The organism is Thalassobacillus sp. C254, assembly GCF_001310615.1.
In genome coordinates this window covers 1-20,906 of the sequence record NZ_BAXQ01000015.1, presented here as the reverse complement: position 1 = coordinate 20,906, position 20,906 = coordinate 1, and the positions used below count along the sequence as shown (strand labels likewise).

Annotated in this window: 22 protein-coding genes and 3 pseudogenes; 12 read left to right on the top strand and 13 right to left on the bottom strand. The window is 39.4% G+C overall.

The window, feature by feature from the left end; translation table 11 throughout:
• Positions 1–17 precede the first annotated feature (17 nt).
• The 7 genes from JCM19033_RS13995 to JCM19033_RS13960 all read right to left on the bottom strand — a co-directional run bounded on the left by JCM19033_RS13995 (position 18) and on the right by JCM19033_RS13960 (position 4,463).
• Positions 18–746: a phosphoadenylyl-sulfate reductase gene (locus JCM19033_RS13995; protein WP_269758233.1), complete on the bottom strand. Its 729-nt coding sequence runs from the start codon at positions 744–746 to the stop codon at positions 18–20.
• 161 nt (positions 747–907) lie between these two features.
• The gene (locus tag JCM19033_RS13990; protein ID WP_054636739.1) at positions 908–1,999 is read right to left on the bottom strand and encodes a serine hydrolase; all 1,092 of its coding nucleotides are present in this window, start codon (positions 1,997–1,999) and stop codon (positions 908–910) included.
• Between the two features lie 69 nt (positions 2,000–2,068).
• Entirely contained in the window at positions 2,069–2,440 is a 372-nt protein-coding gene (locus JCM19033_RS13985) for a DUF1992 domain-containing protein (protein WP_054636738.1), read from the bottom strand.
• 21 nt (positions 2,441–2,461) lie between these two features.
• Positions 2,462–2,902, bottom strand: coding sequence for a hypothetical protein (locus tag JCM19033_RS13980; protein WP_054636737.1), 441 nt, complete (start codon positions 2,900–2,902; stop codon positions 2,462–2,464).
• Positions 2,903–3,164: 262 nt separating this feature from the next.
• Positions 3,165–3,323, bottom strand: a complete 159-nt coding sequence (locus JCM19033_RS26010) for a hypothetical protein (RefSeq protein WP_269758232.1) — start codon at positions 3,321–3,323, stop codon at positions 3,165–3,167.
• A complete protein-coding gene (locus JCM19033_RS13970; RefSeq protein WP_054636735.1) occupies positions 3,313–3,546 on the bottom strand; it encodes a hypothetical protein in 234 nt (77 codons plus the stop codon). The genes JCM19033_RS26010 and JCM19033_RS13970 overlap by 11 nt, the downstream gene beginning before the upstream one ends.
• 554 nt (positions 3,547–4,100) lie before the next feature.
• Positions 4,101–4,463 carry a hypothetical protein gene (locus tag JCM19033_RS13960; protein ID WP_054636733.1) on the bottom strand — a complete coding sequence of 121 codons (363 nt, stop codon included), beginning with the start codon at positions 4,461–4,463 and terminating at the stop codon, positions 4,101–4,103.
• A 268-nt stretch (positions 4,464–4,731) separates the two neighbouring features.
• Between JCM19033_RS13960 and mreBH the strand changes: the two genes are divergently transcribed.
• From mreBH to JCM19033_RS13925, 8 genes and pseudogenes are all read left to right on the top strand, one after another.
• The gene (mreBH, locus tag JCM19033_RS13955) at positions 4,732–5,736 is read left to right on the top strand and encodes a rod-share determining protein MreBH (RefSeq protein ID WP_054636732.1); all 1,005 of its coding nucleotides are present in this window, start codon (positions 4,732–4,734) and stop codon (positions 5,734–5,736) included.
• Between the two features lie 587 nt (positions 5,737–6,323).
• Positions 6,324–7,736 (top strand): annotated as a pseudogene (gene treP / locus JCM19033_RS13950) (PTS system trehalose-specific EIIBC component).
• A gap of 103 nt (positions 7,737–7,839) precedes the next feature.
• Positions 7,840–9,516: an alpha,alpha-phosphotrehalase gene (gene treC / locus JCM19033_RS13945; RefSeq protein ID WP_054636731.1), complete on the top strand. Its 1,677-nt coding sequence runs from the start codon at positions 7,840–7,842 to the stop codon at positions 9,514–9,516.
• Positions 9,517–9,540: 24 nt separating this feature from the next.
• A complete protein-coding gene (locus JCM19033_RS26005; RefSeq protein WP_269758231.1) occupies positions 9,541–9,738 on the top strand; it encodes a GntR family transcriptional regulator in 198 nt (65 codons plus the stop codon).
• Positions 9,739–9,831: 93 nt separating this feature from the next.
• Positions 9,832–10,254, top strand: a complete 423-nt coding sequence (locus JCM19033_RS26000; protein WP_269758230.1) for a UTRA domain-containing protein — start codon at positions 9,832–9,834, stop codon at positions 10,252–10,254.
• 258 nt (positions 10,255–10,512) lie between these two features.
• Entirely contained in the window at positions 10,513–10,866 is a 354-nt protein-coding gene (locus tag JCM19033_RS13935) for a hypothetical protein (RefSeq protein WP_054636730.1), read from the top strand.
• Positions 10,815–11,612: a bifunctional UDP-sugar hydrolase/5'-nucleotidase gene (locus JCM19033_RS13930; protein WP_083465462.1), complete on the top strand. Its 798-nt coding sequence runs from the start codon at positions 10,815–10,817 to the stop codon at positions 11,610–11,612. The genes JCM19033_RS13935 and JCM19033_RS13930 overlap by 52 nt, the downstream gene beginning before the upstream one ends.
• 20 nt (positions 11,613–11,632) lie before the next feature.
• Positions 11,633–12,784 (top strand): 5'-nucleotidase, encoded by a 1,152-nt coding sequence (locus tag JCM19033_RS13925; RefSeq protein WP_054636728.1) that lies wholly within the window; start codon positions 11,633–11,635, stop codon positions 12,782–12,784.
• A gap of 154 nt (positions 12,785–12,938) precedes the next feature.
• Here JCM19033_RS13925 and JCM19033_RS13920 read toward each other — a convergent pair.
• Positions 12,939–14,024 (bottom strand): annotated as a pseudogene (locus tag JCM19033_RS13920) (PRK06851 family protein).
• A gap of 182 nt (positions 14,025–14,206) precedes the next feature.
• Here JCM19033_RS13920 and JCM19033_RS25995 point away from each other — a divergent pair.
• On the top strand, positions 14,207–14,362 hold the full coding sequence (locus JCM19033_RS25995) for a hypothetical protein (protein ID WP_269758229.1): 156 nt from the start codon (positions 14,207–14,209) through the stop codon (positions 14,360–14,362).
• Positions 14,363–14,382: 20 nt separating this feature from the next.
• A complete protein-coding gene (locus tag JCM19033_RS13910) occupies positions 14,383–15,156 on the top strand; it encodes a PD-(D/E)XK nuclease family protein (RefSeq protein WP_054636726.1) in 774 nt (257 codons plus the stop codon).
• A gap of 226 nt (positions 15,157–15,382) precedes the next feature.
• Here JCM19033_RS13910 and JCM19033_RS13905 read toward each other — a convergent pair.
• A pseudogene (locus tag JCM19033_RS13905) lies at positions 15,383–15,926 on the bottom strand (cysteine hydrolase family protein).
• 294 nt (positions 15,927–16,220) lie between these two features.
• Positions 16,221–16,868 carry a mechanosensitive ion channel gene (locus JCM19033_RS13900; protein ID WP_269758238.1) on the bottom strand — a complete coding sequence of 216 codons (648 nt, stop codon included), beginning with the start codon at positions 16,866–16,868 and terminating at the stop codon, positions 16,221–16,223.
• A 154-nt stretch (positions 16,869–17,022) separates the two neighbouring features.
• On the opposite strand from JCM19033_RS13900, the gene ytvI reads away from it, so the two are divergent.
• On the top strand, positions 17,023–18,153 hold the full coding sequence (gene ytvI, locus JCM19033_RS13895; RefSeq protein WP_054636724.1) for a sporulation integral membrane protein YtvI: 1,131 nt from the start codon (positions 17,023–17,025) through the stop codon (positions 18,151–18,153).
• Between the two features lie 82 nt (positions 18,154–18,235).
• Here ytvI and JCM19033_RS25990 read toward each other — a convergent pair whose 3' ends face one another.
• The 3 genes from JCM19033_RS25990 to JCM19033_RS25980 all read right to left on the bottom strand — a co-directional run bounded on the left by JCM19033_RS25990 (position 18,236) and on the right by JCM19033_RS25980 (position 19,427).
• The gene (locus JCM19033_RS25990; RefSeq protein ID WP_269758228.1) at positions 18,236–18,535 is read right to left on the bottom strand and encodes a hypothetical protein; all 300 of its coding nucleotides are present in this window, start codon (positions 18,533–18,535) and stop codon (positions 18,236–18,238) included.
• Between the two features lie 68 nt (positions 18,536–18,603).
• Entirely contained in the window at positions 18,604–19,047 is a 444-nt protein-coding gene (locus JCM19033_RS25985; protein WP_269758227.1) for a hypothetical protein, read from the bottom strand.
• A gap of 11 nt (positions 19,048–19,058) precedes the next feature.
• Positions 19,059–19,427 (bottom strand): hypothetical protein, encoded by a 369-nt coding sequence (locus tag JCM19033_RS25980; protein ID WP_269758226.1) that lies wholly within the window; start codon positions 19,425–19,427, stop codon positions 19,059–19,061.
• 766 nt (positions 19,428–20,193) lie between these two features.
• Here JCM19033_RS25980 and JCM19033_RS13885 point away from each other — a divergent pair.
• Positions 20,194–20,906, top strand: a 713-nt coding sequence (locus JCM19033_RS13885) for a peptidoglycan-binding protein (protein ID WP_198153514.1), incomplete at its 3' end; no start/stop codon positions are given.

Genomic DNA, 20,906 nt, shown 5'->3' with positions numbered 1-20,906 from the left:
AATTTAGTATATTCTGCTTACTTATGAAGTCCGCATTCTGTTTTGCCGGATCCGCTCCATCTGCCGCTCCGGGAATCCTGACCGTCTAAAACGGCAGATGTGCAATGAAAACAGCCTATGCTGGGAAAGTTCTGGTCGTGAAGAATGTTATATGGAAGATTGTTGTTTTTAATGTGCTCCCACACTTCATCCCAGGTCCAATGAATTAATGGACATATTTTAATGGAATTAAATCGGTTATCGATATTCACAAATTGAGTATTTTTTCTTGTAGGTGACTGCTCGCGCCGAAGCCCTGACATCCAGGCTTTGTGTTTAGCCAGTTCATTTTCCAGTGGTTCCAGCTTTCGCAGAGCACAGCATTTATCAGGGTCTGTTTCCCATAATTTATCTCCGTGCTGTTCGGCTTGTTCTTTTACAGTAAGCTCTGGCTTAACTGCTTTGATCTCTAAATCAGGAAAAAACTCCCGTACCTTTTTTAAGAGGTCATAAGTCTGCTTAAAATGAAAATCCGTATCAAGAAAAATAACTTTCGCACCAGGTTGGACTTTGTTTATTAAATCAAGCAGGACCATTCCTTCAGCCCCAAGACTGCATGCATAAACTAAATCATCACCATAGGTTTTATATCCCCATTCAATTACTTCAGATGCATTTTTACCTGTTAATTCTTTGTTAATATTATCTACTTTCTCCGGAGTAGTTGTTTGATATTCCAAAAGCATCCGGTCACCTCCACTTTCCATTCCCCTAAAAAATGTAAAACTGAGGCTGCTTATATTTACAGTCTCATTTTAATCCCTACTATTTTTATATACTTTATATGGTTAGTCGTTAAGTGTATTTTAGAAAGGATAGGAAGAAAAGTCAAACCTTTTTTGGGGAATTCTGATATTTTTACTATGCTTTATATATTAAATGAAGCAGGAAGCTCCGGTGTTCGAAAAATCCCTCTCTCCTTCAGTCTTTCCTGCACCACTTCTCGTATAATAGCCAGTCCAGCTGCCGATATCTCCGTCCTAGTGGGGGTTTCTTTTCGTTTTGCCCCTTTGTTACTGCAGATGACTATTCCTGCATGAGCTGGTTTGCACCAGCCGATGAAACATTGAGAACCTGCCGTGCTGCCGGAAATAAAATGAACTGGATACTTTTCTCCAAAAGGAAAGACAATCATCCAGCCGCGAGAAACTCCTTCCGCTCCTTTGATCCCTTTTCTGCCTTTTTCTTTTATGCCATGGGTATCTGCAAAGTAAGCAAATGCCGGGGAAGGGGAAAGGTGCGCTTCGAGATAATATAATAAATCCGCAGTTGATGAAATCCATCCTCCTGCGCCCTGAAAGGTTGATGGCCTGTCCAAGTGTGTCTTTTTAAGCTGGTAATTGTAAGGAGGAGCTATTCTCTTCAATTTTTCAGCGGGAAAGGTCAGGGTTGTATCCTCCAGGCCGAGGGGGGCCATGACCAGCTTTTTTGCCAGGATTTCAAAAGGCTCCTCCCATATCCTTTCTAAAAACCTACCTAAAACCGCATAACCAGTGTGGGAATAATGCAAATCATCGACTTTGCTCTTCTGCTTTGTTTTATATTTGCGTAAGTAAACAATCCAGTCTTCATCATTGTAATAATGGTGGGGATTCTTATAATTCCTTAACAAATAACGTTTTATATTGGTAGGCATAAACGGCATTCCTGACGTGTGAGTGACCAGTGTGTAGGGCGTGATTTCATCAGGAAGATTCGTAAATTCCCATCCGAATGAAGAGATAGGTTCATGGTAGGGTGCCTTCCCCTCCCTGATCGTCTTTGCAAGTAAAGCTGCAGTTACTGTTTTACCAATATCTCCCGTTTCAAATAAAGTGTATAAATCAGGAGGGTTTTTGTTATTTTCGGACAAACTGCCAAACCCTTGGTAGGAATGCTTTCCCTCCAGAGTGATCCCGACATGAATACTCTTGCTTTTCTTTGTTAAAGGTGTAATGACGGATTGAATCAGCTCCTGCAATGTTTTAGCCCCCTTTATAACAAGCTGGGTAAAAAACAAATCTAGGTAAAAAAAGCGATAAAAAAGCTCTCAAAAGAGACGTTTTTTTACCGCTCCACTATAGGCGTGATAAGCTTTGGAGTTTTTAAATTTACGTTGCTCTGCAAGCTGATGAAAACGAAGGGCTTTTTGGCTCAGCTTCTCTTTCAGCTCTGTTTGTTCATTCTCATCGTCACAGCAAGAAAGAAGCTCTTTCAGCGTAATCATCTCTTTTTTTAACTGAAGCTCTTCTGGAAGAAATCCAGCATTCTTCATGATTTTATAGCCCATTCTCAGCTCGTCGGGAATCATAGAATCATTTTCAATCACCAGAGGTTTCCCTGCCCCTCGCAAATTACTAAACTCCCCCTTCTCTATGGATGCTTTGATACGCTCCTCCGACAGCCTAGCCGAGAACTCCATAAACTGCCGCCCCCTTTCCCCTTACTGTTTCTTCTGTGCAACATACCTTCTCACTCTGGTTACAGCTAGATATATATGAAAATACAAAACTGCTCCGACTGCGCCAAAAACACCATATCCTATAAGGTCAGTAAGAAATGTCAGAACATGCCCACCTGAAATAATGACAACAGCTGCACACATCACTCCAAAGCCGGCAGCGCTGTATAATAATAAACGATACACATAAGAAGCCCCTTGGGAAGCCCTGATTTTTCTCACAGTTTTTTCGAGGAGTATGGCTGATGGAATCCCTCCGATAAAATAAACTGGCAACGCATACACAAGTGAAAATAACAGCAATTCTTGAAAGGAAAAATAATATACCTCGTCCACTTGCCGGGAAGCCGGCTCAGAACCGGCTAAGGCAAAACCGGCTGAGTAAATAAAGGCGGAAAAAAACGCAGTTATCACATGTGTCATATAAAAACCTTCCTTTTACGTATAACTCCTATAACATCTTCTATCATACCATGCAACAGCCATCCTAATTAATTAAAAAACAAAAAATCCAGGTGTAATAAAACCGGCCTTGAGAAAAGCACTCAAGCCGGTTTTATTACATTTAATTGTGAAAAAAGACGGGGCCTTCACTTCAAACCGACGCTTTCCCAAGGGCTTGCCTTCAGCTAAATTTTTCTTGCTGCCACTTCGCAAAATTGGATCTTCAGACTGTGCTTCATCCTCAGGGAATAGCAAGAGCTGAAGATCCCGCAGGGCGGTGTTCCCGAAGGTAGCTGAAGCCTTGCCCGCGGAAAGTGTCCCCCTGCAGTGAAGCAATCGTCAAATTGTATACTTTCTTATCTTTTAAAAAAAAGCGTGCAAGCACTAAATCATGCTTCACGCTCTTTTCCTTTAAACATGTGCAAAAGTTTATCCACTAAAGAATAAACGGCAAATAATACAATAGTACTTGAAACGAAACCCATGTAAAACCCTACGAAATTGTCTCTGGCAGCAATCATTGTAGTAAAATAAGCTCCTACGGTAGCAGAAATTATTAGTATGAGTAAAACAATGCTGTACTCAACTTTCCGGGCTTTTACCTCAGCGATCCATTTCTTCATTGCTATCACCTGCTTCATTATAATCCAGGAACAAGTTAACGGACGAACATATTCTGTATTAAGGATATCTTTTTGTTATTTTATTATACCACAGGGATGGAAAACCATCATTTCCACGAAAAAAAGCATCCCTCTCTATAAAGAAGAATGCTCCCTATGTATTCAATTTACTTTTTCTAACACAACTTTCATGGACTGAGGGACCCTTTTCAATCATTACTTCTTCCAGCTCTAAACCGATTGAATTTGCTTTTATAAAGAAGCCTATCTTACCTTCCCATTCACTTTTTTCTATTAGACCCGGTTTTATAACATGATATAGCTCAGCTCTTCGTTTTATTTACTTAGTTGATTTCTTAGGTCTTGTTGCCTTTTCAGCTATCACTAATACATAAATAGTAAGAACCAGTGTAAGTAACAGAGAAAGCCAATTAACCTCTCGATATTCTATTAGTTGATAGAAAAAGTTTGCTAAATGAAAAAACAACATAAAAATGACTATCCCATTGATGATAAGCTTTAACACTCAATTTCCCTCGCCTTCTCGGTTCGTACTAAGCAGCATTTTTAGAACTTCGTAAATCAGAAACAATCATAAAGACCATTAAGAACATTGAGATAACAGCCATGACAGCTATCAAACCAGGGAGAGCAGCCCCCTCCTGCCTTGTAGCAAGGTATGTAGTAATAGCAAGCATCATCAATATATTCATGCTATTCTTCCGCTGAAACCCTATTTCCTCTTCCTTATCCGTAAATTTTTGGATATACTGTTTATATAGAAATAAGACGTTATAAAGAACAATAAGGGCTCCTATTGCATATTCCACTGGATGAAAAGTCCGCAGGCTGAGTGTGAGGATCATAATGATTAACGTCACCCAGACAAGCAGATTTAATATGAAAGAACGATTCATTCTATTCCCACCTTTTTGTTAGCACTCTCACAACTTCTAATCTTGATTTTATCAAAGAAAACCTCCCATATATATATTAACTCTTGAAATCTATGTTTCAATTACAACTAAAGAAGTGGAAAAAGATATGAATATTTGCCTGCATTTTCTTTTTTATTCCATAGATAACTTAGACAATATGTGCTAAACGCCTCTTTCTATCTAAAACGATAAGCATTAGAATGAGCGCTAAGGTGAGACTAATCTAGTATAAAGGGTGAAGAAATTAATGTTTGCTACCTCCGAAATTGGAATTGACCTTGGTACTGCCAATATTCTGGTATACACCAAAGAAAAAGGAATTATACTTAATGAGCCTTCTGTTGTAGCGATTAATACAGAAACTGGTGATGTACTGGCTGTGGGAACTGACGCTAAAGACATGGTAGGAAAGACTCCAGGGAAAATTATAGCCATGCGTCCGTTAAAGGAAGGAGTTATCGCGGACTACCAAATTACTTCTACTATGCTCAAACATATTATGAAAAGTATACAGAAAAACATAGGATCCATGAGGAAGCCCAAAGTAGTAGTCTGTACACCATCAGGCTCTACCTCGGTAGAACGACGAGCAATTCGGGATGCGGTGATGAGCTGTGGAGCCAAATACGTAAGCTTAATTGAAGAGCCTATAGCGGCTGCTCTTGGAGCCGGACTGCCAGTTGATGAGCCAGTGGCAAATGTTGTAGTAGATATCGGCGGGGGAACCACAGAGGTAGGAATCATTTCCTACGGAGGTGTCGTTTCTTCTGATTCAATCAGAGTGGGCGGAGATAAAATAGATGAGGATATTATCCAATACGTACGCAAAGAATATAACATGCTTATTGGGGAGCGGACTGCTGAAAATATCAAAATTAATTTAGGCCATGCTTTACCTGATCATGAAGAAGAAACGTTGGAAGTTTTTGGGCGTGATCTAGTGACTGGCTTGCCTAAACCATTAACTTTAAACTCTAAAGAGATTCACGAAGCTATTAAAGATACACTTCAAAACATCTTTGAAATTATTCGTAATACACTGGAAAACTGCCCGCCAGAATTAAGCGGGGACGTTGTGGATCATGGAATTACTCTTACAGGCGGCGGATCATTATTAAATGGAATGCAGGCATGGCTCGGTAATGAAATAGATGTACCAGTCATTTTAGCGGACACTCCATTAGAATGTGTCGCAAAAGGAACCGGAAAGTCCCTGGGTATTATAAGTAAACTTCAAAAAGCGGGTGTTTAACAGCGCTGAAGTATGAATGGCTATCTCATTTGTGCCTATATGAGCAAGCGAGTGTCTTTTACCGAAGATCACAAATCCAATAGAATAAAAGGTGCTGGGACAAAACTGTCTCATATACGTAAATAAGGCTCCAATTATCAAGACGATAATTGGAGCCTTATTTTTGCATTCATAACTGTTTGGTTATACAGATGAGCGGTGTACGTTTTCAAGTTCACCTCCATCAGGACAAGCCTTATTCGTTACTACACTCCGATTTTGTTGATGTTGAGAGCTCTTCTCTTTTTTGATTTTCTCCCATTCCTTGTTTTATTTCCTTTCCTAAATAGGCGTCACATTTTTTCACGTGTTTCTTCCATTTCATGGTTTAGATTATCTATTTCTGGGAAGCATACAACATGGAATAAAATGAATTTTATAATTTTCACCGTTTCTATTGACCAATTTGTATATACAAGTTAATATTATCCCGAAAGATGAGTTGTATATACAAGTAAAATGTAAGCGGATTAACACCCGTTACTTCTTTACTTCTTTCAATTAAACTTGGGTTTTAAATGAAACCGTTTACCAGGGAGGGTGAAAAGATGGCGAAAGTTACAAAGGAAGCAGTCGAAAGGATCATTGAGCCATCGGCGGGAAAGATAACATTGCTTCTGCCACTCATTGTGTAACACGCTTACGCTTTGCTTTGCATGATGAAAGCAAGGTTGACAAAGAAGCTCTGGAAAATCACGAGCTTGTCCGCGGATCTTTTCTACCAGCGGCCAGTTCCAGGTAATTATTGGTCAAGGAACAGTAGAAAAAGTGTATAAGGAAATGATGGCTATTACAGGGATGGAGGATTCTTCAAAGGAAGAAACAAAAGCCGCCGCTGAGAAAAATTTGAATATCATCCAAAGGCTCGTAAAAACACTTGCCGATATCTTTATTCCGATCATTCCGGCGATTGTTACTGCAGGTTTACTTATGGGTATTAATAACCTTCTTACCGCTCCGGATATTTTCTTTACCGGACAATCTGTTATTGATGTATATCCCCAATGGCAGATCTCGCTGATATTATTCATCTAATAGCTAATACAGCCTTTGTGTTTTTACCCGGGTTAATAGGCTGGTCGGCAGTGAAAAAGTTTGGAGGGAGTCCTCTACTCGGTATAGTATTAGGTTTGATGCTCGTACATCCTGATTTATTAAACGCATGGGCATACGGAGAAGCTCAAGAGGCTGGAGAAATTCCAACCTGGAACATTTTTGGGTTAGAAATTCAGCAAATTGGTTATCAGGGACAAGTACTTCCTATACTTTTTGCATCTTATATATTAGCTCAAATCGAAATCTTTTTAAGAAAACGGGTACATGATTCTATTCAAATGCTCGTAGTTGCTCCTGTTGCGCTGTTGATCACAGGTTTTCTTGCTTTTATTGCGATTGGACCAATAATGTTTACTATTGGTGATGCAATCACTTCTGTTTTTGTTGGAGTATTTGACCAAGCTGCTGCAATTGGTGGTTTACTATATGCTTATTTACGCCCCGCTTGTTATTACAGGATTGCACCATACCTTCCTGGCTGTAGACTTACAGTTAATTGGAAGTACAGGTGTTACATTCCTGTGGCCAATCCTTGCATTGTCAAATATTGCACAGGGAGCTGCTTGTCTGGCTATTATGTTTGTTACAAGAAATGAAAACACCAAAGGCTTGTCTATTTCTTCTTCCATATCAGCGTTCCTTGGTGTCACAGAGCCAGCAATGTTTGGTGTAAACTTGCGTTTCCGTTTCCCATTCATATGTGCGATCATCGGTTCTGGAATTGCAGGAATGTTTATTACTATCAATAACGTAGTGGCTCCGGCAATTGGTGTCGGCGGATTGCCTGGTATCTTTTCAATTCAGGCAGGCGGATGGCTGGCGTTTGCAATCGGAATGGTTATAGCCTTATTGTTCCGTTTGTCTTAACTTATCTTTGGGCTAAATTTAAAAAAGTGGAAGTGTAAATCAGAATAAACAACAATACCATTGTTCTTATGGAATCATCCTGCAGACAATGGTATTGTTTCATTTCCCCTACTTTAACTATTATATGATGGTGGTGTCTTAATGAACGAATGGTGGAGAAATTCAGTCGTTTATCAAATTTATCCAAAAAGCTTTAATGATACAACAGGAAACGGTGTTGGAGACCTCCCTGGTATTATTGAAAAGCTCGACTATTTGAAAAAGCTGGGAGTGGATGTCGTTTGGCTGACTCCTCCGTACAAATCCCCGCAAAACGATAATGGGTATGATATTAGTGATTATTATTCAATCCATGAAGAATATGGAACAATGGAAGACTTTGACCGACTGTTAGAAGAAGCACATAAACGAGATATTAAGATTATTATGGACATCGTTGTTAATCATACTTCAACAGAGCATGAATGGTTTGTTGAATCGAAACAATCAAAGGACAACCCATATCGGGACTTTTATATTTGGAAAGACCCCATTGATGGGGCGGAACCAAATAACTGGGAGTCTAAGTTTGGGGGGGCTGCCTGGAAGTACGATGAAAATACTGGTCAGTACTATCTTCACCTCTTTGATGTCACACAAGCAGATTTAAATTGGGAAAATGATGAAGTTAGAAAAAAAGTTTACGAAATGATGCATTATTGGTTTGAAAAAGGAGTAGACGGCTTCCGCCTGGATGTCATTAACCTTATTTCCAAAGACCAGGATTTCCCAAATGATGATGGCTCAAAAGCGCCGGGAGATGGACGAAAGTTTTATACTGACGGTCCTCGCGTCCATGAATTTATGCAGGAGATGAATCAAGAAGTCTTTTCTAAATACGATATAATGACTGTTGGGGAAATGTCTTCTACAACGATTGACCACTGTATAAAGTATACTCGCCCAGACAGAAATGAACTAAGTATGACCTTTAACTTTCACCACCTGAAGGTTGATTATCCAAATGGAGAAAAGTGGGCGCTGGCTGATTTTGACTTTCATGCGTTGAAAGATATTTTATCAACCTGGCAAGTCCACATGCATGAGGGTGGCGGATGGAATGCGTTGTTTTGGTGCAACCATGACCAGCCAAGAGTTGTAACTCGCTACGGAAATGACCAGGAATACCATGAAAAATCAGCTAAGATGCTGGCTGCCGCCATTCACATGATGCAAGGTACACCTTACATCTACCAAGGGGAAGAATTTGGCATGACTGACCCTAAATTTAACCACATTGATGAGTATCGAGACGTAGAAACTCACAATTACTATAAGATCATGAAAGAAAAAGGCATGTCAGAAGAGGCTATCATGGAAATTATTAAGGCTAAATCTCGGGACAACTCAAGGACTCCTGTCCAATGGGATAACAGCAAAAATGCTGGTTTTACAACAGGTACTCCATGGATAAATGTGGCTGACAATTATAAAACCATAAATGCACAAGCTGCCCTTGAAGACGAAAATTCCATCTTTTACTTTTATCAAGCTTTAATTAAACTTAGGAAGGATTATGAGATTATTACAACAGGAGATTATACCCTCCTTACCCCAGATCATGACCAAGTGTTTGCTTATCTTCGTACTTCCGGGGACGAAAAACTGCTTGTCGTAAACAATTTTTATGGGAAAGAAACAACATATTCGTATAAAGAGGAGCTTTCGAACGAGGAAGTTAATGTACTTCTTTCGAATTACGATGAACCCTCTCGTAATTTATCTGAGCTTTCTCTTCGTCCTTATGAATCGATTGTCTTTCACATTACTGGAAAGTGATTATTTAATCTTTGGTGATGCCTGATGAAAAGAAAATATGATTTAATATACGATGAGCTGGCAAAGCAGATACAAGAGGGTGTTATTAAGCCAGGTACTCTCCTCCCTTCTGAAAAAGAATTAACAGAGCAATTCGAGACATCAAGAGAGACTATTCGAAAAGCCTTAAACCTTTTATCTACACATGGTATATTCAAAAGGTTCAAGGAAAGGGCTCCATAGTGCTTGATATCAACAAACTAAATTTCCCAATATCAGGTCTGGTCAGTTTTAAAGAGCTTTCTGAAAAAATGGGCCAGCGAGCGAAAAAGTCATGTGGAAAGCCTTGAACTCCTGTCCCCTGGCCCTCACCTTCAAGAACAGTTGAAAGTACATGAGGGAGAATTTATTTGGGAAGTAATCCGGGTAAGAGAAATTGACAAAGAACACATCATTTTAGATAAAGATTACCTGCTTCAATCCAAAATTCCCAACTTACCCTTGGAGCAATGCAAGAATTCTTTATATGAATATATTGAAGGGGAATTGGGGTTATCGATTGCTTTTGCCAAGAAAGAAATTACCGTTGAAGAGCCAACCGATGAAGACAGAAAATATCTTCATCTTAACGGCTTTTCAAACATCGTCGTTGTAAAAAACTTTGTTTATTTAGAAGATGCCTCCCTTTTTCAATACACAGAGTCCAGACACCGTCCAGATAAATTCAGGTTTATTGACTTTGCCAGACGGAATAAATAAACCCGCCATTTTGGCGGGTTTTCACTATATCAAAAGACTCTCCTACGATTCTATTGTCATTTTCCTTCCTACCCATTTTTTCCTGTATCCTCAGCATAGTGTTTTCATAGTGGAAAATTTTTTCAAATATAGTGGTCTTTTTGACGATTCATAACGCCCTACCCTTTACAAAACTGCAATTTCTTTTTAATCCTTCTGTAAACACCACCGGTAGTTTTTTCACTATTATGAAAAGACATCTTATTTAGGAGGATTCTTATGCAGAAAACAAAATTATATATGCCTTTATCTTTAGCTGCAGCAGGACTTATTTTCACACTGTCTCCTGCTTCAGGAGAAGCTTCAGAACAAGAAACAGAAGTCACGATTATACATACGAACGATATTCACTCATCAATCGAGGACTTTGGAAAGTTAGCTGCTTTCCTGGAAGAAAAACGATCTGAAAGCGATCATGTGGTCTTTCTGGATGGCGGAGACATTTTTAGTGGTGATCCAATTGTTGATATACCTCAAGGTGCGCCGATGGTTGATCTGTTAAATAATGTAGGGCTTGATGCATGGTTATTGGAAATCATGAGTTTGATTATGGACAAGAAGCCTTTGCTGTGAACATGGAGAACTCTGACTTCCCATGGCTTAGTGCAAATACTAAAGTAGTGAGTGATGAAGTGCCATTTGCTGAACCCTCTCCCTATGAAATAATTGAAGTTAATGATGTCAGTATAGCTGTTCTTGGAATAACCCAAGCTCCTCCCGCTACGGCACCTGCAGGAATAGAAGGTTTGGAATTTCCTGAAAATTACGCAGAAGTCGCTATAGAATTTAAATACTTAGAAGATGAATCAGATATCTTTGTGGGCCTTACTCATATTGGACACGGTGCTGATCAAAGCCTGGCTGAAGACGTGAATTTCTTTGATGTCATTATCGGCGGCCACTCTCATACTGCTTTAAGTGAACCTGCAACAGTGAATGGCACTCCCGTAACACAAGCAGGCGCTAACTTGGATTATATCGGCGAGCTCACAATCACAGTAGATTTAGAAACCTCTGAAGTCACCAATGTCAATGGCCAATTACATAACATAGATGAACTTGAAGCCATTGATGAAGATATTCAGGCGATGGTGGACACATATACAGAAGAAGCTGAAGAATTACTTGGAGAAGTCATAGGCTATACAAATACGGGCCTTTCCAGAGATGGAAGAGACCATGGAGACGTCCCTTTAGGCAATTTTTGGACTGATGCTATGCGTGATTCCATTGGTACAGATATAGCGGTTACTAACAATGGAGGAATCAGAGACAGCATCGCCCTGGTGATATCACAGCCCGGGATATTTACACTGTAGAACCTTTTGCAAATGAAATAATGGAAATGACAATGACCGGTGAAGCGATTAAAGATGTCATAGAATACTCGTATACCCGCCGCGACAATATTGATCTGCAAACTTCCGGCTTAGAATACACCATTCTTACAAACTCTTCCGGAAGCTATACAGATGCAAAATTAACAGTGGATGGAGAGCCACTTGATCCAGAAGCCACCTATTCTGTCGCTGTTCCTGACTATATTGGTACTGGAGGTTCGGGATATGAGTTTGCGGGCACTGTAGAACAGGAAGGCGCAGGCTATATGACAAACGCCATGCTTATGTATGCAAACACTCTTATGAATACCGAGGGAGCAATTGATTATGAAAGTGAAGGCCGTATATCCATTGATATCGAGGCTGAGGCAGAGCCTGGGGGCGAGGAAATAGGCAATACTGCTAATGGTTTATATTCTGAGAATAAAACTGAAATGGATGCAGGTCTTGGAAACCTGTATACAGATGCCCTCCGTTCAGAAGCTGAAGCTGATTTTGCCATTTTAAATAATTCTTCTGTCACAGGGGAAATCCCTCCAGAAGTCATTACTGATGAACAACTTGAAGGATTAGACCAATTCGAAAATACGGTTGTAGTGGTGGAAACAACTGGTGAACAAGTAAAAGAAGTCATCTTAGAGCAGTCAAACTACCATGGAAGCGTCGATCTTCAAGTTTCTGGTCTCCACGTGCAATTAATAGAAGCAGAAAGTGGTGAAGAAAGGTTTTCCGATGTCATTGTCACATTAGAGGACGGTACGGAATTACAGAACAATGAAAGCTATCTCGCAGCCTACAATGACTATATGCACGGGACGAGCTTTTACAGCCTTTCAGAACACATCGTTACTGATGAAATCGGCTTGGTATGGGAAACCGTAGTTACCTTTATCGAGGCTCAAGAAGAACCTATTGATTATGAAGAAGGACTTCGAATTGCCCTCAACGATGAAGCTGAAGAAGAAGAGAAGGTAATGCAAACCTGTATCATCAATAAAGTCCATGAACTGATTCCGTCTCCACCAAACAATGAGATTGGTTATAATCGCGGACAGCTGACGTCAATGCTTGTCCATTACAAAAACGGAAAAAATGTAGATCTACCTGAAGAGCTTTCTCCTGCAAAAGAATGCATTGATACAGCAAAATAAATCACTTTATTGATAACCCTATAAAAGGTGCCTGTTACTGGGCACCTTTTATAGTTTAAAACTATCTAAACGGCTTCAGAAGCCTTCTGTCAATATTTAAAGGATATCCTTTCCCTCATCTGTTGGCAGCCTTCCATTCTCCCTTGCCTTCGGTTCATAAAATATTTTTTATTTCCTCTTCTATCTCCATCGTTATTTGATCTATTATTTTAAAATCCATTGCCTTTATATATACTTTCTCCAATTGGTCATGTATTTTTTTTGCCTGTTGTAGATAGAAGGTTCCTAGTTTCATATTTTCCTTATACTTGTTTTCAATTTGTTTAATAGAGTCAGCGTACTTTTCATCAGTACCTTCTGTAATGGTGTTTACATACATATCCACTACTTCATCTGTTTCCCTTTCTGGGAAATATTCATGAGGAGAGGTACTATCAAAGATAGCGATCCCAATTTCCCTGACAATGACCATGTCAACACTCATCGGGTCAAAGCCGCAGTGGTAAACTTCTGTATCAGCCGCTCTCTTGCGCAGCCGCCGCAATTTTCTTTAACATGGTTGATTTTCCCGATCCAGGCCTTCCTTTTATAAAATACCGTTTTTGAACATCCCCGGTTAAATTTTGTATAAAATCTTTTGGGCCTTCAGGAGTAGCCGCCCCAAGAAACCGGTGAACCACCCTGCTCTCTTTATTAAGTTGAATATGGGAAAACATTGTTTCAATCAACTGACTGGACAGATTATTAGCTTTAGCAAAATCCATATTATCTATATAAATCTTTTCCCAGTCATCATGGATTGTAAGAGCCTGGCATATGCCTCATGTGCTTTGAGGTAAAAATCCTTTCTTTGCTTGTTTAAAAGCAGGATCTCATCTCTACTTCCTGCTAATTTTTTTGAATCCCAGCCCTTCCCCAGGTTTACATATTCTTCAATAGCTCCTGGTGCTTTTGGTTCTATGACATGAGGAGCAGTCCCATCAAAAATTCCTGCTTTTAAATGGGGGAAAATCACACCGTCAAGAGAGCCGGGTGCTGAGGCACAGTGAATTAATTCAATATCTTCTCCAGTTTGGTTTAATGAAGATGCCACTTTTTTTAGTAAAGTTGATTTTCCTGTTCCCGGTCCTCCTTTTAGAATAAATACTTTTTCTAAACCCTCGGTAATGGAATCAAATAAATCATAAAACCCTCTTGCTGTATTGCCTCCTGCATAATAGTTCAAAACCTTCCCCGCCACCCCGAACACTCCCTTCGCTAGTATAGAGCTTCATTGGCATTCACCTCTCATACATTATGCAAAACATGCCGCCTGGGTGATTACCCACCCTCCGCGCAAAAAATTTATCAATTCTTTATTCAACTCCACTTCTCTTTTATTCTTTGGTAGGATAATAGAAGAAAGCAGGTGTATTTTAACGTATGTTTGAAATAAAAGATTACCCGGAATTTTCCTGGTCTTTGTCCAGGCATAAAACATTAATGGAATGTCCTAGACAATATGCTTATCAATACTACACTTCTCACAATGGCTGGCTGAAAAATGCCGAACCGGTTTCAAGACATGCTACCGGCTGAAAAAGCTCACGAGTCTGGAAATGCTGTTTGGGAGTGAAGTCCACGATATTATAGAAGAAGTCATCACCTACTACTTAAAGACAGAAAGAGTTCCATCAGAAGAGCAGCTTACTGAACGAGTAAAAGATAGAATGAACAGAGCGTTTATTCATTCTACAAGACACCTTGATGATTGGCTTAACAAGCCGAAGCACTGGGATATGCTGCACGAGATATACTACGGGGAAAGCAGGCTGCCCTCTGATAAAGTCAGTAAAATGAAAAGCCGCCTTGAGGTTGTTATTGCCCACTTTCTATCAAGCAGAACATTTCAAGATATTTTAAACAAAGAGAAAATGCAATTTATTGAAGCAGAGAATTTCCGCCATTTAATGGTGGGACAATTAAAGGTATTTGTTGTTCTTGATTTAGTTTATAAGGACAAAGAACAAAATAAATGGATCATTGTAGATTGGAAAACGGGAAAAAAATCAGAAGAAGACCCTTACCAGCTGGCTCTTTACGCTCTTTATCTTCAAGAAGCTTTTTCTATCAAAGATCTTGATGATATCGTCATTCGTAATGAATATTTGCTTGAAGGAACATATGAAGAACACCAGCTTACCCCTGTCACCTTGGAAAAAGTCCAAGAACTAATGGGGATGAGCGTTGATCGAATGTTCGATTATCTGGAAGAACCCGGAATTAACCGTCCTCTTTCAATTGAATCATTTGAACAAACCACAGATACTAGAAAGTGTTCTCGCTGCAACTTTTTGGAGTTTTGTTTTCCTTCAAAAGAACCTCGCTCGTAGGCTTTGTGGGGTTTTTGAATCTTTATATTGATAGCTAGGAAAGAAAAAAACTGGTTAAACAGGGAGATGTAATGGAAAACCTTGTTCCTTTTAAAAAAGTAAGAGAATAATCCACAAACCTTCCTTAGTAAGGAGGGTTTGTTGGGTACTTTTTACGTATGCACGCATTTCCCCGTTAATCAGAAAAACTGTTTTCCATAATGGAAAACAGTAGATTCATAATTTCTTATAAAACTTCAGCCCCTAACACATTTGTAAAATGGGTTAACGCCCAATCATGTCCTCTCTGGTCAAAGCTGGCTACTCCATTCTTATAAATAACAGTCTTAAAACCTTTATTATATGCATCAACAGCTGTATGCAAAATACAGATATCGGTGCACACTCCAACTAAGTGCACCTCATTTATACTTCTTTCCCTTAGCCGTACTTCCAAATCTGTACCTGCAAATGCACTATATCTCGTCTTGTCCATCCACTTTACGTTAGTGTGATCTTTATAATGGTCATAAACCTTGTGTAAACTACCATATAATTCTCTTCCTCTTGTTCCTTTAATATTGTGGGTGGGAAAAGCTTCGTTTCCGGATGATGAGCATCTTTTTCATTGTGCAGGTCGATGGCAAATACTACATAATCACCTTGCTCAACAAACTGATTGGTAGTTTCCGTAATAAACCTTCAATTGCCTGTCCAGGCTCTCCACAAGTTAAAGCTCCATCATCAGCAACAAAATCGACTGTGTAATCAATAACCAGCAAAGCTTTCATCCTACGCTGCCCCTCTCTATAATTTCCTTTTACTATGCCAGCTTATTAAAGGGTTGTAAAGGGTTGGAACATCAGTCGGGTAAGCTGATTTTATTAAGATCAGATGAAATACCGGGCGATTTAATCGGAAAATTCAGCATTTGCAAATATCAACATGAGCGGTCTTTGCTCACGTTCGAAAATGAAGTGATGCCTGCTGCATAATTATTAATATACAGGTAAACCATGATACAAAAGCGAAAGTATATAAAAAGACGAGGCTGAGACCTCGTCTTTTCACTCACTCCTCATACATTAAGGAGTTGGACCATTTATATCGTTGTCATTCTTATTCTCAGGTTCAGAATGATTTGTGTCTCTTTCCATTTTTCTCTCAAACTTATCAAGGTTCCGCTTGGCAAATTCTCTTCCGCCAATTCCAAAGGAGATGGCGAATGCAACAGATAAGCCGCCAAGAATAAGCAAGAACCCGATGTTTACTATTGTTGAAGCAAAGCCTAATTGATCCAATGTCATAAAGACAGCAAAGATTATAATGATATATTTTACAATCGCTGCTGAAAATGAACTGTTAGTGTATTTTTTGATGACGTTCTGGATTAAGTTTCCGCCAAACAGCCCGAGACCCAGGATAATTAAAGCACTAATAAGCATTGGAAGATACACAATAATGGCATTTTCAATTTGGTTTAATACGTCAAGCTGCAGCACATTAAGGGCTTCAACTGTGAAAAACAGGATAATGATAACCTTTGTAATTTGACCAAGAATAGAAGCTAAGTCAAACTTAGAATCTGCTGAGGGCCTTCTGTCCCAACCTAAATAATCATACACTGAATTAATCCCTGTTCGTTGCAGTAAGCTTGTCAGCAGCTCAGATACAAATTTAGCAAGATAGTACCCGGCAAGCAATAGAATAATAGCAACAAAAGTATTCGGGATGATAGTTGCATTAAACCATTATTACTCAATAAGCAAAGGACATACCTTTATTACAGATCTGTTACATTCATATATGGTGCCAGGCACCAGGTGTAATTGTAACTTCATTAGGGGAAAGGAAAGATAAGCCTGTTTTTGTGTTAGGAGGGAAAGAATGACAAAAGAACAGGGATGGATGATCTTTAGGTTTGCAGGATCAACCCTAACAATCGTTATACTCATATGGCTTATATCGCAAATTTTCTCGCTTACATACCCTTTTTGGATTGCGGCATTTATTACATGGATGCTCATGCCTTTAGTCCGTATTCTCCAGGAAAAATTACGGTTTCCTGCTGGTTTAGCCTCACTAATTGGATTACTAACAGGCATTAGCTTAATAGGCGGTGTTATTACTGGCATTACCTTTCTCATCATTTATGGCGTGAGAAATTTTTCTGAACAGCTTCCTCAGTGGTTTGCAACAGCTTCCATTAACATTCAGCAGTTTTTTAATGAAGTAGTGCTCCCTTTTTGGCACCAGCTGACAGGGTTGTTGGATAATATGAACAGCCAGGAGAGACAAACGCTTGAAGAAGGGATTGTCCAATTAGGTGCACAGCTTGGAAATATATTAGGAACACTGGGACAAGGACTAGCTGATTGGCTCACCTCCGTAGCAGTGGCCCTGCCGACTCTACTCGTTGTATTCTTTTTCGTTCTTCTTTCTGTTTTCTTCTTAGGAAAAGACTGGCAAAAGATAACGAAGTGGGTAACAATAAAGGTTCCTGAATCAATAAGGATGAGGGGACTGTCTTTTGGAAGAGCAATGAGAATCAGGGTCTTCGGTTTCCTTAAAGCCCAATTTATACTGATGACAATTACCTTTATAATTGTTCTCTTGGGGCTTGCCATTTTAGACATAGAGCATGCCCTTACGATTGCAGTTGTGGTTGGTGTTGCCGAACTCCTTCCTTATCTGGGAACCGGCACCATCCTTATCCCCTGGTTTGTTTATTTATTTATTACCGGCCAAATTGGTCTTGGTGTCACCCTGGCCATTTTGTATGGGATCATTGTAATCGTCAGACAGCTTGTTGAACCAAAGGTGCTGTCATCAAGCATGAATCTCCATCCTCTGTCAGTATTGATTTCGCTGTTTGCAGGACTGCAGCTATTTGGAGCCATTGGCTTGTTTTTAGGCCCATTGCTTTTAGTTATCATCGTTATCCTAATTGACATAGGAGTAGTTGAAGATATTAAGAATTTTATCCTTTATGGTTGGGCTCCATCAAAAAAAGAATGAAAATGTAAAAAAAGACAGCCTCTTCAAAGGAAGGCTGCCTTTTTTACGTGAGTATTAACAGACAAAGATCCTAACCTATTGGTTAGAGAAGCAAATAACCCATGATTACGCCGACTGCACCATAAGTCAGCGCGAATGGCAGGTTTCTCAACGTGATTCGATAGGGGTTTTGCTTAGTATTCATAGAAGTCATCGTAACGGTAATACCATACGTACCCGCACAAGCGGTCGCTAAGGCCCCAGTGACGAGGACCATTCCTATGCTCATCGGATTGATAATTTCATAGAGAGGAGGCAGCACTTCAATCAAAACGCCAACTGTAGCTACCGGGTGTACTCCAATCATACTCATCGACAAATAAGTAAACTGAATAAGAAACAATATAATTAAAGGGTACTCCGCTGCTCCAAGAAAAGGCTGCTGAATCAGATCAAGGAAAGGTGTTTCATTTAAGCTGCTTGAAAAAAAGCTAAGGATAAAAATAATACTACGAAATTCTGCATTCCGTTTGTCCGTTCTTTCCATGTTACCCAGCCAATAACCTTAAAGGTCTTCCACCGTTTCATTAGAAACGACCAGACGATGGCAAAGGGAAGAATAACAAGGGTCACGGTTAATATGAAATCAAGCCCCGTTACATTTCCGATTGACACTACTAGAGCCAAAAAGATAGATAGTGCAAAGAACAGTTTCATGATTTGAACAGCCACCTGTTTAGGATGAAAGAGTTGTTCACTTTCAATCGCAGGCTGATATCCGTGTTTTCGAAAAGCCATATACCCCCATAATAAGTCAATGAAGAGTACAATAAGAGAACATAATAGCAGCCAAGGTAAGTAAGTTAAGTAACTAACACCGGTAGCGTCTACAGTAATAGCAACCATAATTTCCATAGGGCTCCAGGCTAACGCAACAGCAAAAGCCTTAGGGTTGTCCTGCTGACAAATGAGTCCCGCAGCTGCTTTTTCATATTAGACAGATTTTTTAACAACACTCCTTGTGCGAGGGGAAGGGCTGACAAATTGATAAAGGCTACTAGAATATAGGATGTAAAAGAGCTTCGTGTATAAAGCTTTCCCAAATCTGAAACATTAGCTTTCATCAATTGATTAATGCGGCGATCAAAACGACCGGCACGAACTACCCCATTCATCCAAGGAAGAATGGTCAAAAAAGCAAGAAGCGGCATTGTAGAAGTCATATAAAATGGAAGTTCCACGACAGGAAGCCCCGCATAAATAAACATCCCGACCCCTGCACTAATAAATAGCAAACCTAAGATACGAAATAGATTTGCAGCTCCATGGAACGATATGAAAAGCATGGGAATCGCAAGGGTACCTATAATGTACTCTAATGCCCGATTTTCAATAAATACATTGCTGATATATAAAAGCAGAACTAAAGAATAAAAATATATAATTGCCTACTTATTCGTTTCATCGTGATGCTGCTCCTTTTTATTGCTAAATGTTTAGTAGATTGCTTCTTTTTATACCCATTTACTTTACGCTTATTAATCTATCGTTTCAATTGCCCAGCCTTCTCACCTAAAAAACAGGAGACTTACCAACTACAAAAGAAGTTTTTCCATCTTTCTTCTACTCCACTGTCTGGTAATTTTTAATTGATTTGCTTTTTTTGTGCTTATAAAAAATTCATAGTTTAACTTGCTTCTAAAAGGAGAATAGTATTAATTATTATTTTTTTATAATTTGCTCTTTCACTATCTTCTTATATCTATTACACTGAATACATACTCGTAAATTCGACATTTTGTTTTACATGTTCTCCTATATTTCTTCATTTCTTTTCCCCATTTTTTTGGAAAAACCTCGTCCCATACTTTTTGAGATTTTCGATTATTTTCTCATTATCCCTGATATTTTTTCCAATTTGTATTAACACAGCATTGCCAATGTTACATAAACATTTCAATTCATTTAAATAGCTTAGAAATCTATTGTCTCTCCTGGAAAGTCTTGATACGATTCAAAGCGTCGAACAAATCATGACTTCTCTATTGGAGGTTTTCACACATGAAGGTAAAAGAATCAACATTAAACAAGTTAAAGCCGCAAATGAAATGGATCGGTGCGCCGGCTTTAGCAGCAGCAGTATTTTTAGGATTACCAAATGACGATGCAGCAGGAGCAGAACTTGGATCGAAGCTTCTTTATGAAGGCAAGGATCACGTTCATGTAGAAGAGCTCCAGTCAATGTTAAACGAAAATAACCTTTTAAAAGATAAGCACATAACTGGAACATATGATGCTAAAACTACACAAGCAGTAACAACATATCAGGAAAAAAATGGTCTGATTGTAGATGGCTTAGCAGGCGTTCAAACTATCAGCTCCCTTTCCATTCTTGAACAAGGGGACGAAGGAGCAACAGTAAGCTCTCTGCAAGAAGATTTAAACACTCTTGGATTTTATGAATATAAAATAGATGGAATCTTTGGTCCTATTACTCATCAGGCAGTAGTAGATTTCCAAAAATCTCAAGGTATTACTGTAGATGGCTTAGCAGGCCCAGAAACATTCTCAGCACTCCATGAAGCAGTTAACGGAAGCGATGCTGAGACCGTAGGCACTGCATCAGTTGAAGAAACAACTGTAGAAGTAGCTGAGGAGCCTGTTGAAGAATCTCCGGCTGAAGAGCCTGCAGAAGAGGAAGTTCCGGCTGAAGAAGAAGCTCCAGCTGAAGAGCCTGCAGAAGAAGAAGCTCCAGTTGAAGAGCCTGCAGAAGA

What these genes read in the sequence shown, in the direction of transcription:
- JCM19033_RS13910 (WP_054636726.1), top strand. Translation starts at nt 14,383, where the DNA reads ATGCTGTTTGGGAGTGAAGTCCACGATATTATAGAAGAAGTCATCACC.
- JCM19033_RS13980 (WP_054636737.1), bottom strand. Translation starts at nt 2,902, where the DNA reads ATGACACATGTGATAACTGCGTTTTTTTCCGCCTTTATTTACTCAGCC.
- JCM19033_RS25985 (WP_269758227.1), bottom strand. Translation starts at nt 19,047, where the DNA reads ATGGAAATTATGGTTGCTATTACTGTAGACGCTACCGGTGTTAGTTAC.
- JCM19033_RS13995 (WP_269758233.1), bottom strand. Translation starts at nt 746, where the DNA reads ATGGAAAGTGGAGGTGACCGGATGCTTTTGGAATATCAAACAACTACT.
- ytvI (WP_054636724.1), top strand. Translation starts at nt 17,023, where the DNA reads ATGACAAAAGAACAGGGATGGATGATCTTTAGGTTTGCAGGATCAACC.
- treC (WP_054636731.1), top strand. Translation starts at nt 7,840, where the DNA reads ATGAACGAATGGTGGAGAAATTCAGTCGTTTATCAAATTTATCCAAAA.
- JCM19033_RS13925 (WP_054636728.1), top strand. Translation starts at nt 11,633, where the DNA reads ATGGAAATGACAATGACCGGTGAAGCGATTAAAGATGTCATAGAATAC.
- JCM19033_RS25995 (WP_269758229.1), top strand. Translation starts at nt 14,207, where the DNA reads ATGTTTGAAATAAAAGATTACCCGGAATTTTCCTGGTCTTTGTCCAGG.
- JCM19033_RS13960 (WP_054636733.1), bottom strand. Translation starts at nt 4,463, where the DNA reads ATGAATCGTTCTTTCATATTAAATCTGCTTGTCTGGGTGACGTTAATC.
- JCM19033_RS13935 (WP_054636730.1), top strand. Translation starts at nt 10,513, where the DNA reads ATGCAGAAAACAAAATTATATATGCCTTTATCTTTAGCTGCAGCAGGA.
- JCM19033_RS26005 (WP_269758231.1), top strand. Translation starts at nt 9,541, where the DNA reads ATGAAAAGAAAATATGATTTAATATACGATGAGCTGGCAAAGCAGATA.
- mreBH (WP_054636732.1), top strand. Translation starts at nt 4,732, where the DNA reads ATGTTTGCTACCTCCGAAATTGGAATTGACCTTGGTACTGCCAATATT.
- JCM19033_RS13985 (WP_054636738.1), bottom strand. Translation starts at nt 2,440, where the DNA reads ATGGAGTTCTCGGCTAGGCTGTCGGAGGAGCGTATCAAAGCATCCATA.
- JCM19033_RS13970 (WP_054636735.1), bottom strand. Translation starts at nt 3,546, where the DNA reads ATGAAGAAATGGATCGCTGAGGTAAAAGCCCGGAAAGTTGAGTACAGC.
- JCM19033_RS13930 (WP_083465462.1), top strand. Translation starts at nt 10,815, where the DNA reads ATGGTTATTGGAAATCATGAGTTTGATTATGGACAAGAAGCCTTTGCT.